At 68.4% G+C, this 10,560-nt stretch carries 9 protein-coding genes and 3 pseudogenes; 5 read left to right on the plus strand and 7 right to left on the minus strand.

Annotation, left to right across the window (positions count from 1 at the left end; all coding sequences use genetic code 11):
* Window positions 1-16: 16 nt before the first annotated feature.
* From ACLL81_RS08755 to ACLL81_RS08770, 4 genes and pseudogenes are all read left to right on the plus strand, one after another.
* A pseudogene (locus ACLL81_RS08755) lies at window positions 17-1,084 on the plus strand (cysteine desulfurase); the annotation flags it as partial.
* A gap of 4 nt (window positions 1,085-1,088) precedes the next feature.
* Window positions 1,089-1,451 carry an SUF system Fe-S cluster assembly protein gene (locus ACLL81_RS08760; RefSeq protein WP_411287961.1) on the plus strand — a complete coding sequence of 121 codons (363 nt, stop codon included), beginning with the start codon at window positions 1,089-1,091 and terminating at the stop codon, window positions 1,449-1,451.
* The gene (locus ACLL81_RS08765) at window positions 1,451-1,840 is read left to right on the plus strand and encodes a HesB/IscA family protein (protein ID WP_411287962.1); all 390 of its coding nucleotides are present in this window, start codon (window positions 1,451-1,453) and stop codon (window positions 1,838-1,840) included. The genes ACLL81_RS08760 and ACLL81_RS08765 overlap by 1 nt, the downstream gene beginning before the upstream one ends.
* A 137-nt stretch (window positions 1,841-1,977) precedes the next feature.
* Window positions 1,978-2,169, plus strand: a pseudogene (locus tag ACLL81_RS08770) (2TM domain-containing protein); the annotation flags it as partial.
* Window positions 2,170-2,173: 4 nt separating this feature from the next.
* Here ACLL81_RS08770 and ACLL81_RS08775 read toward each other — a convergent pair.
* The 6 genes from ACLL81_RS08775 to parE all read right to left on the minus strand — a co-directional run bounded on the left by ACLL81_RS08775 (window position 2,174) and on the right by parE (window position 8,642).
* Window positions 2,174-2,359, minus strand: a complete 186-nt coding sequence (locus ACLL81_RS08775; protein ID WP_411287963.1) for a hypothetical protein — start codon at window positions 2,357-2,359, stop codon at window positions 2,174-2,176.
* Between the two features lie 2 nt (window positions 2,360-2,361).
* Window positions 2,362-3,159 carry an enoyl-CoA hydratase/isomerase gene (locus ACLL81_RS08780; protein WP_411287964.1) on the minus strand — a complete coding sequence of 266 codons (798 nt, stop codon included), beginning with the start codon at window positions 3,157-3,159 and terminating at the stop codon, window positions 2,362-2,364.
* Between the two features lie 69 nt (window positions 3,160-3,228).
* Window positions 3,229-4,281 carry a diguanylate cyclase gene (locus ACLL81_RS08785; RefSeq protein WP_411287965.1) on the minus strand — a complete coding sequence of 351 codons (1,053 nt, stop codon included), beginning with the start codon at window positions 4,279-4,281 and terminating at the stop codon, window positions 3,229-3,231.
* 94 nt (window positions 4,282-4,375) lie between these two features.
* Window positions 4,376-6,040, minus strand: a complete 1,665-nt coding sequence (locus ACLL81_RS08790) for a DEAD/DEAH box helicase (protein ID WP_411287966.1) — start codon at window positions 6,038-6,040, stop codon at window positions 4,376-4,378.
* Between the two features lie 191 nt (window positions 6,041-6,231).
* Window positions 6,232-6,525 carry a hypothetical protein gene (locus tag ACLL81_RS08795; RefSeq protein WP_411287967.1) on the minus strand — a complete coding sequence of 98 codons (294 nt, stop codon included), beginning with the start codon at window positions 6,523-6,525 and terminating at the stop codon, window positions 6,232-6,234.
* A 59-nt stretch (window positions 6,526-6,584) separates the two neighbouring features.
* Window positions 6,585-8,642 (minus strand): DNA topoisomerase IV subunit B, encoded by a 2,058-nt coding sequence (gene parE / locus ACLL81_RS08800; RefSeq protein WP_411287968.1) that lies wholly within the window; start codon window positions 8,640-8,642, stop codon window positions 6,585-6,587.
* Window positions 8,643-8,801: 159 nt separating this feature from the next.
* On the opposite strand from parE, the gene ACLL81_RS08805 reads away from it, so the two are divergent.
* Window positions 8,802-9,710: an alpha/beta hydrolase gene (locus ACLL81_RS08805; protein ID WP_411287969.1), complete on the plus strand. Its 909-nt coding sequence runs from the start codon at window positions 8,802-8,804 to the stop codon at window positions 9,708-9,710.
* Between the two features lie 192 nt (window positions 9,711-9,902).
* Here the strand turns inward: ACLL81_RS08805 and glnA are convergent.
* Window positions 9,903-10,560 (minus strand): annotated as a pseudogene (gene glnA / locus ACLL81_RS08810) (glutamine synthetase); the annotation flags it as partial.

The following is a 10,560-nucleotide window of genomic DNA, read 5'->3' on the forward strand; positions in this document are numbered from 1 at the left end:
GTAGGCGTCGGTGGTCTCATTGGCCAACGTGCACCGCGGCCTGCACACTCTGGCCAATGAGACCACCGACGCCTACGAGGCCGCCCGCAAGACGGTGGCGCGGTTCGTCAACGCCACGCCCCCGGAGGTCGTCTTCACCAAGGGCGCCACCGAGGCCATCAACCTGGTCGCCGCGGGCCTGGGCGCCACCCTGAAGGCCGGCGACGAGATCCTGCTCTCCGAGATGGAGCACCACGCCAACATTGTCCCCTGGCACTTCCTGCGCGAACGCCAGGGGGTGGTGCTGAAGTGGGCGCCGGTCACCGATGACGGCCGGCTGGACCTGGACGCCTTCCAGGCCTTGCTTACCAAGCGCACCAAGGTGGTGGCGCTGAGCCATATGTCCAACGTGCTGGGCACCATCAACCCCGTGGCCGAGCTGGTCCGCCTGGCCCACGAGGCCGGGGCGCTGGTCCTGCTGGACGGTTGCCAGGCCGTGGTTCACCGGCCGGTGGACGTGAAGGCCCTGGACGTGGATTTCTACGCCTTCTCCGGCCACAAGCTCTACGGCCCCACCGGGATCGGCGTGCTCTACGGCAAGGCCGAGCGGCTGGCCGCGCTGCCGCCCTATCAGGGCGGCGGCGAGATGATCGGGCAGGTCTCCTTCGACGAGATCACCTACGCCGACCCGCCGCACCGCTTCGAGGCCGGCACCCCGCCGATCCTGGAGGCGATCGGCCTGGGCGCGGCGCTGGAGTGGCTGATGGGTCTGGACCGGGTGGCGATCGCCGACCACGAGCACGCGCTCTACGAACGGGTCCGCGAGGGCCTAGCCGGCGCCAACTGGCTGCGCGTGCTGGGCGAGGCGCCGGGGAAGGGCGCGATCCTGTCGTTCACCGTCGACGGGGCCCACGCCCACGACGTGGCCCAGATTCTCGACCGCTACGGGGTGGCGGTGCGCGCCGGGACCCACTGCGCCGAGCCGCTGATGAAGCGTTTTGGCGTCACATCAAGCGCGCGCGCCTCTTTCGCCCTATATAATACGCAAGCCGACGCCGACTCCTTCGTCGACGCCCTCAATCGAACCCGAGAGTTCTTTGTCTGAGATCATGGACGACGCCGCACCCCTCGACCCGCAGACGAGCTCACCGCTGAGCCAGGCGGAGCTCGACGTGCTGACCGACAAGCTGATCGACCGGCTGAAAAGCGTCTATGACCCCGAAATCCCAGTGGATATCTACGAGCTGGGCCTGATCTACAAAGTCGACGTCTCCGACGACAAGGACGTGGTCATCGACATGACCCTGACGGCTCCGGGCTGCCCGGTGGCCGGCGAGATGCCCGGCTGGGTGGAGGACGCGGTGAAGGAGCTTCCCGAGGTGCGGTCCTGCAAGGTCGAGCTGGTGTTCGACCCGCCCTGGGACCCGTCGCGGATGTCCGACGATGCCAAGCTGCAATTGAATATGTTCTGATGGAAAACCTCTCCATCCAGCCACGCGTCAGGCGCCCGCGTCCCAAGGTGGTCACGCTCACCGACCGCGCCGCCGACCGCGTGCGCGAGATCATGGACCGGGCCGAGAAGCCCTATGCCGGCCTGCGGGTGGGGGTTAAGAACGGCGGCTGCGCCGGCCAGGAGTATGTCCTGGAATACGCCACGGCCGCGGGTCCCCTGGACGAGACGGTGGAGGACAAGGGCGTCACCATCCTGGTGGAGCCCAAGGCGGTGCTGTTCCTGATCGGCACCGAGATCGACTACGAGACCAGCAAACTGGCCGCCAAGTTCGTGTTCCGCAATCCGAACGAGACCGACGCCTGCGGCTGCGGCGAGAGCGTCACCATCGAACCCGCCACCCTCGACTAGATCGCGATAACGGCGCTATCCTCGCCTCCGGGAACCAGGGGGAGGCCACCGTGAGCGACGTGCGAGAGCGGGAACTGCGCCGGACGGCCGAGCGCCGGGCCGACATGAAGCTCGCGTTTTGAAGTCACCTCACGGCCTATGTGGTGGTCAACGCCGGCCTGGTGGCGATCAACCTGCTGACCTCGCCGGGCGAATACTGGTTCTACTGGCCGATGCTGGGCTGGGGCCTGGGCTTGGCGGCCCACGGCATCGTCACCTATTCCGACGCTGGCGACATGCGTGAGCGGATGGTCGACGCCGAGCTGAAGCGACTGCGCGAGCGCGGCTGAGGCGTCAGACCCGTCGGCGCCGCGACCACAGGACCAAGGCCACGCCGGCGGCGGCCAGCAGGGCGCCGTAGAGCGCCCACTTGATGTCGCCGGTCATGAAGCTTCCCGGCAGCACGTTGAGGCCCTGGAGTATCCAGACGCCGCCCAGCAGCACCGCCAGGGCGCCCAGGATCGTGAACAGCAGTTTCATGGTCATTGCCCCGTGAATTGCGCCGGACGCTTCTCGAGGAAGGCCCGGATGCCTTCGCCTGCGTCCTTGGTCCGGCTGGCGTCGCCCTGCATATAGGCCTCGGCCTCAAGCTGCTCGCTCCAGGCCGCGTCGAGAGCCTGCCACACCAGGTTGCGGGTGTAGCCCAGGGACTTCGGGCCATCGGCCAATGTCCGGGCCAGGCCCATGGCCGTGGGCATCAGGTCGGCGTCGGCCACGCAGCGATTGATCAGGCCCCATTCCAGGGCCGTGCGGGCCGGCAGCTTCTCGCCCAGAAGCATCAGTTCCATGGCGCGGGCCTTGCCCACCAGCCGCGGCAGGATCCAGGTGGCGCCGCCGTCCGGGACCAGGCCGATCCGTCGGAAGGCCAGCAGGAAGTAGGCGCTCTCGGCGGCGACGATCAGGTCGCAGACCAGCGCCAGCGAAACCCCGACTCCCGCCGCCACGCCGTTCACCGCAGAGACCAGCGGCTTGGGCGACTTGCGCACTGCGTTGACGAAGGGATTGTAGACCCGCAGCAGGCCCTGATTGGGTCCGGTGGACGCGCGCCGGTCCACCGTGCCGCCCGAGAGGTTGGCGCCGGAGCAGAAGCCGCGGCCCTCACCGGTGATGATGATGGCGCGAACCCCGGCGTCGGCGACGAAGTCCTCGAACCCTTCGGTCAGCTCGGCCATCAGGTCCGTGCCCGCGGCGTTCAGCGTGCCCGGGTCGGAAAGGGTGAGGATCCCGATGCCGTCCTCGACCGACGTCTTGACCTTGGTCGCAGCCGTAGAACCGTCCATGGCGTCCTCCCTCGAACCCTGCTGGTTCGATCTAAGGGAGGATACCCCTGCGTCAGCCTAACGAAAACCTCAGGCGGCGGCGGAGATCGGGTCGGCGGAGGAGGTGCGGTTGCGGCCGTTGCGCTTCGACGCATAGAGCGCCTCGTCGGCGCGCTCCACCAGACTGGTAGGCCCTTCGCCCACCTTTCGCTCGGCCATGCCCGCCGAAACCGTGATCGCGCCCAGGTCCTCGTTGGTGGAGCGGCGCTTGAGAATGCGCCCGCTGACCTCCTCGCGGATCTCCTCCAGGGTAGCCATGGCGCTGCGCGCCCGCTCGCCCGGGAAGATCAGCGCGAACTCCTCGCCGCCATAGCGCGCTGCGATGCGCGGGGGCTCGCCGACCCGGGCCATGACGCTGGCCACGTAGCGGATCACTTGGTCGCCGGTCTGGTGACCCCAGGTGTCATTGAAGGACTTGAAGTGATCGATGTCGAGGACGGCGAGCGTCAGGGCCTCGCCGCGCCGCTCGGCCTGGGCGCAGGCGCGCTCGAGAGCCTCGTCGAAGGCTTTGCGGTTGGCCAGGTTGGTCAGGCCGTCGGTCATGGAATCGCGCCGCACCTGCTCCAAGTGTTCGCGCAACCGGCCCACCTCGGCGGTGGTGTCGGCGAGCTGGGTCTCCAGGGACTCGTTCTCTTCCTGGACCTTGCGCGTGGCGGTGGTCAGTTCCTCGACCATCTCCTTGATGACGGTCTTGTCCTCGGCGTCGAGGGATTTGGACGCGGTGGCCAGTTGCTGGCCGTAAGCGGAGCTGGACTCCCGGGCGGATTCGATGGCGCGCGAGACGCTGTCCAGTTCCTTGGAGAGCGCGTCGCCGGCCTCAAGGATTTCGCCGTTCAGCCTGGCCTTGGGCAGATGCTTGGCGGCCAGGTTCTCGCCGACCGCATCGGTGAAGGGCTCGCCGCCCCCGATGATGGCGTCGATCTCCACGGCCAGCGGGGAGTCCTTGCCGGTGATGTAGTGGACCCAGAGCTCGAAGTTCAGCGCGGTCGGCCAGACCTTGTAGGCCTCCATGGCCTCAATGGCCTTGCGGGCCAGCACGTAGGCCTTCGGACTGCGGAGTGAGGTTTCGACGTCGGCGGACATGGCGCTGATTCCCAACACGGCGCCTGTCTACAGCAGACCGCCCGTTCCCTTTGGAAGGTTGCGCCCAGATCGGCAAACGCCGGGTTAAGGCCGGTCAGTCCTCGGCAGGCGGCGGGGTGGACGCCCGCGTCAGGAAGGCCGGGGTGTCGTCGCCAAAGCCCAACACCCGGCTGCCGCCGTCGTCGGCGTCGCGGTCGCGGCCCTGGCGTTCAGGGCGGTCGCGCTGCGGGCGATCGCGTTCCGGGCGCTCGCGGGGGCCGCGAGGAGCCCGGTCGCGCTCGCCGCGATCGTTGCGCTGGGCGCGTTGCGGCTCACGGGAGGCTTCGCGGACGGGTTGCTCACGCACCCGCTCGTCAAGGACGGGCGCTTCGCGCGCCGGCGCAACCTCGACCGGGGCAGCCTCGACAACAGCGACCGGCGTTCCGGCCTCGGCAGGCTCGGGCCGGCGGCGGCTGCGGGCCGGGCGGGGCGTCGGTTCCGCGGGCTGCTCGATCGGGGCGGTGGAGGCCTGCTGGTGTCGCGGGTGCGGTTCGCGTGGCGCGTGGTCACGCTTCGGGGCGGAGCGCTCGCGACCGCGGCCGCCGCGCTCCCCACGGCCGGCCCTGGGCTCGTCCTTGATGGAGGCGAAATCGATGTCGAGGGTGACCTCGTCCGGCTTGGTGCCGATCAGCTTCAACACCTTGTCCAGGTTGCGGCTGTCGGCAGGCGTCACGATCATGAAGGTGTCGCCCGAACGGCCGGCCCGGCCGGTGCGACCGATCCGGTGCACGTAGTCGTCGGCATGGTGCGGCACGTCGAAGTTGAACACGTGGCTGACCGCTGGGATGTCCAGCCCGCGGGCGGCGACGTCGGAGGCCACCAGCAGCTTCAGCTCGCCCTTGCGGAAGGCTTCCAGGGTGCGCATCCGGGTCTGCTGGTCCAGATCGCCATGAATGGGGGCGGCGTCATGACCGTGGGTGCGCAGCGACTTGGCCACCACGTCCACCTCGGACTTGCGGTTGCAGAACACCAGGCCCGAGACCACGTTGGCGCCGTCGATCAGGGCGCGCAGCGCCGTGCGCTTGGCCTTGGGATCGGTGGAGGGGATGCGGACTAGGTGCTGGGCGATGTTCTCGCCGGCCGTGGCGGGCCGGGAGGCCTCGATGCGCACGGGATCTTTGAGGAACTGCTTGGTCAGCCGGGTGATCTCTGGCGGCATTGTCGCGGAGAAGAACAGCGTCTGCTTCTTGGCCGGGGTGAGCTGGAAGATCCGCTCGATGTCGGGGATGAAGCCCATGTCGAGCATGCGATCGGCTTCGTCGACCACCATGATCTGCACGCCGGTCATCAAGAGCTTGCCGCGCTGGAAATGGTCCAGCAGCCGGCCAGGCGTGGCGATCACCACATCGACGCCGCGGTCGAGCTTCAGTTCCTGATCGGTGAACGAGACCCCGCCTATCAGGAGCACCCACGAGAGCTTCTGGCCCTTGGCGTACTTCTCGAAAGAGGCGGCCACCTGGTCGGCCAGCTCACGGGTCGGTGCGATCACCAGGGCCCGCGGCATGCGGGCCTTGGAGCGGCCGGCCTTGAGCTTGTCGATCATCGGCAGAGTGAAGGCCGCGGTCTTGCCGGTGCCGGTCTGGGCGATGCCCAGGATGTCCAGCCCCTGCAGGGCGACGGGAATGGCTTCGGCCTGGATCGGCGTCGCGGTGGTGTAGCCGGTCTCGGCGACAGCCTTGAGCGTCGCGTCCGACAGGCCCAGTTCGGAAAATTCGGTCATGAGATACTGGTGGAGCGGGCACCCGTCCTTTTAGTGAGGCTGGCGTACCGCGGCGGCGCGGACGGACATCGTCGCGCGCGGCGGAAGATACGGGCAGCGGCCGGCAAGTCAACGCGTTCGCGACGCCGGATGTTCATCATGGCTTGCAGAGACGCCGAACGACGGGCTCGCTGACCCGGTAGACGGCAGCGTCAGGGCGTCCGCGCGCCAAGGGATGAGGCCTTTTTCTTCGCGGCCTTGACCCCACGGGTGGCCTTGGCCTTGGCCTCGGCGATCGCGCCCCGGGCCTTCGGGCTATCCTTGACCTTCTTGGCCATGACCATGCCGACGCCGGCCATGACGACCTCGGCGATCAGCGCCTGGCCCTTGGCCGACGCGATGAAGGCGCCGAAGCGGCCCTTGCGCGCGACCTTGGGCACCTTGACGCCGCCGATGCGTTTGGGAAGAAAGCTCTTCGCCTTCGCCTTGAGTTTGGTCTTCGCCATATGCCGCGATCTCCTGACTGCAGACCCAACGTCCGGAAGCTCCACCGTGTTCCGGCGGCTCAGACGTCCAGGTCGGCGACGGCGAACTCGGCGTTCTCCTGGATGAAGCGGAACCTGAGCTCGGGCTTGCGCCCCATCAACGCCTCCACCAGATCTATCACCGGCTCCTCGGCGCGGGGCAGGGTGACGCGGGCCAGCGTGCGTTTGGAAGGATCCATGGTGGTCTCCTTCAATTGCGCAGGCATCATCTCGCCCAGGCCCTTGAAGCGGCTGATCTCCGGCTTCTTTCCCTTGAACTCGGTGGCCAGCAGTTCGTCGCGGTGCGCATCGTCGCGGGCGTAGACCCCCTTCCCCCCATGACTCAGCCGGTAGAGCGGCGGCAGGGCCAGGTAGAGCCGCCCGGCCCGGATCATGTCGGGCATGGTGCGAAAGAAGAAGGTGATCAGCAGGCTGGCGATGTGGGCGCCGTCCACGTCGGCGTCGGTCATGATGATCACCCGCTCGTAGCGGAGATCCTCTTCCTTGAACTTCGCCCCGCCCTGGACGCCCAGGGCCAGCATCAGGTCGGTTAGCTCCTTGTTGCCGCCGGTCTTGTCCACCGAGGCCGACGCTACGTTCAGGATCTTGCCGCGCAGGGGCAGGATCGCCTGGGTCTTGCGGTTGCGGGCCTGCTTGGCCGAGCCGCCGGCGCTGTCGCCCTCCACCAGGAAGATTTCGGCGCCGTCGATGGCCTGGCCGGAGCAGTCGGCGAGCTTGCCCGGCAGCCGCAGCTTGCGGGTGGCCGACGCCCGGGCGACCTCCTTGTCCTTGCGCCGCTTCAGGCGTTCCTCGGCCCGCTCGATGATGAATTCGAGGAGCGCGGTGGCCGCCTTCGGCTGGGCGGTCAGCCAGTGGTCGAAGGGGTCACGCAGCGCGGTCTCCACCAGGCGCTGGGCATCGGCGGAGGACAGCCGCTCCTTGGTCTGGCCCTGAAACTCAGGGTTGGCCACGAAGATGCTGACCAGGGCGCCGGCCTGGGCGACCACGTCCTCGGCGGTGATCAGGCCGCCGCGCTTCTCGCCCGACAGCTCCGCATAGGCCTTCAGGCCCCGGGTCAGGGCCGCGCGGAAACCAGCCTCATGGGCGCCGCCCTCCGGGGTCGGTACGGTGTTGCAGTAGGACTGCATGAAGCCGTCGGCCTCGCCGAAGCCCGCCGCCGTCCAGGTCACCGCCCACTCGACCTTGCCGGCCTCGCCTGGCCGTGAATAGCGCCCCGCGAAAGGCTCGGGGGTGACCGTCTCGATGGTCTTCACGCGCTCGGCCAGGAAATCGGCCAGGCCGTTGGGGAAGCGGAACACCGCCTCGGCCGGCGTCTGGTCGTGGATCCGCGAGGGATCGCACTTCCAGCGGATTTCCACGCCGCCGAACAGATAGGCCTTGGATCGCGCCATCCGGTAGAGCCGGGCCGGCTTGAAGGCCACGCCTTCGCCGAAGATCACCGGGTCGGGGGAAAACGCGATGGCCGTACCGTGCTTGCGGCTGGGACCCAGGCGCTCGATGCCCCCCAGGGGCTTTCCGCGGGTGAATGCCTGGCGCCACTCGAACCCGTCCTTCCAGGCGGTGACCTCGACCCTCTCGGAGAGCGCGTTGACCACCGAGACCCCGACCCCATGCAGGCCGCCGGAGGTCTCGTAGACCTTGCCGGAGAATTTACCGCCTGAGTGCAGCACGGTCATGATCACCTCGAGCGCGGACTTGCCCGGGTGCTTGGGGTGCGGATCGACCGGAATGCCCCGGCCATCGTCCTTGACGGTGAGTTGACCCTCGGCGTCCAGGGCGACATCGATAACCTTGGCGTGACCGGCGACAGCCTCGTCCATGGCGTTGTCCAGGACTTCGGCGAACAGGTGGTGCAGGGCGCGCTCGTCGGTGCCGCCGATATACATCCCCGGGCGCTTGCGGACCGGCTCGAGGCCTTCGAGCACCTCGATGTCCTTGGCCGAGTAGGCGGAGGGCTTGGCGCCGGTCACCGCCGGGTCGGCGCGCGGCTCATGGCTCTCCGACAGCGGCGGCGCCGGCGTCGGGTTCAACGCGTCGTCGAACAGGTCGGGCAGGGGCTGGGCGGCGGACTTGGACATCGGTCCCGTAGGCTGGTGCGATTCTAAAGCCCAGCCGGTATGAATCGGCCCGCTCGCCATGGCAATGCGGCCCGCACGACATCGGGCGGAAAGCGCAACCTGCGGGACCTCGACAGACGGGCCGCGCCGCGCTCCAATCGCCAAAACGGGACGGGGCGGATGGCGAGCTGGAAAGATCCTGAAATCGCAGGGGTGCGGGCGCTGCTGGCGTCACGGCAGCCGCCGCCCGGGGCAGCGCCGCCTACCCATTCCGAACGCCGCGCCGGCATGGACGCCTTCGGGGACATGGGCTCGCTGCCCGCCGGATGTCGCCATGAGCCGCTCACCGCCAACGGCGTGAAGAGCGAGCGCGTGGTCCCGCTCAACGCCGTGGCGGGGCGCGCCATCCTCTACCTGCACGGCGGCGGCTACACGGCGGGTAGCCACCGCAGCCACCGGCCGCTGGTGGGCCGGCTGGCCGAGGCGGCCAAGGCCGAGGCCATCGTCGCCGACTACCGGCTGGGGCCGGAGGCGAGGTTTCCCGCCGCGGTGGACGATGCGCTGGCGGTCTACCGGTGGATGCTCGATGGCGGGCTCGACGCCGGCAAGATCGTGGTCGCTGGCGATTCCGCCGGCGGTGGACTGACGCTGGCGCTCGCTCTGGCCTGCAAGGAGCAGGGCCTGCCGCAGCCGGCGGGGCTGTTCGTGATCAGCCCCTGGGCGGACCTCACCCAATCGGCGCACAGCTACCGCACCAAGGCCGCCCATGACCCGATGATCAATAAAGCCGGCCTGGATACCCACGCTCAGGCCTACCTCGGCGGGCTCGATCCGCGTGATCCGCTGGCCTCGCCCGTGTTCGGCGATTTCACCGGCGTCGCACCGATGCTGATCCAGGTGGGCTCGGAGGAAACCCTGCTGGGCGACTCGCTGACGATCACCGACGTGGCGGGCCAGGCGCGGGTGGACGTCCGGCTGGAAGTCTGGCCCGAGATGATCCACGTCTGGCACGCCTTCGGCGGCCAGCTGCAGGCCGCCCGGCGCGCCATCGCCGTGGCCGGAGAATGGATCGACCGCCGGCTCGCCTGAGCTACCTCCGCGCCGCGTAGATCTCCGACAGGCGGTCCGGCGTCCCGGCGATGCGTTCCAGCCGCGGGTAGCGCAGGCCGCAGCGGCGGGAGTCACGCCGTCGGCGAGGGCGCGTGCGCCAAGCCCTGAGCGGCGACGAAAAAGGGCCGCGGTTCACGCCGCGGCCCTCGATCCCCCGTCAGGAAATGACGTTTAGCATTTGAAGTACATGTCGAATTCCACCGGGTGGGGGTGGAGCGCCAGGCGCATGACCTCCTCCATCTTCAGTTCGATGTAGCTGTCGATGAAGTCGTCGTCCATGACCCCGCCAGCCTTAAGGAAGCCGCGGTCCTTGTCGAGATTGTCGAGGGCTTCCTTCAGGGAGCCGCAGACCTCCGGCACCTTCTTCTGCTCCCGCGGCGGGAGATCGTAGAGGTTCTTGTCCTGCGGCGCGCCCGGATCGATCTGGTTGATGATCCCGTCGAGGCCGGCCATCAGCAGCGCCGTGAAAGTCAGGTAGGGATTGCCCATCGGGTCGGGGAAGCGGGCTTCCAGGCGCTTGCCCTTGGGGCTGTCCACGTGAGGGATGCGGATCGAAGCGGAGCGGTTGCGGGCCGAATAGGCCAGCTTCACCGGGGCTTCGTAGCCCGGCACCAGGCGCTTGTAGGAGTTGGTGGTCGAGTTCGAGAAGGCGTTGATCGCCTTGGCGTGCTTGATGATGCCGCCGATGTACCAAAGGCACATCTGCGACAGGCCGGCGTACTTGTCGCCGGCGAACAGCGGCTTGCCGTCGCCCCAGATCGACTGGTGCACATGCATGCCGCTGTTCGCCGGCGACAAGTACGCCGGCCTGTCGCAGATGTGCCTTTGG

The organism is Phenylobacterium sp. (genome assembly GCF_046590535.1).
Lineage (GTDB): Bacteria > Pseudomonadota > Alphaproteobacteria > Caulobacterales > Caulobacteraceae > Phenylobacterium.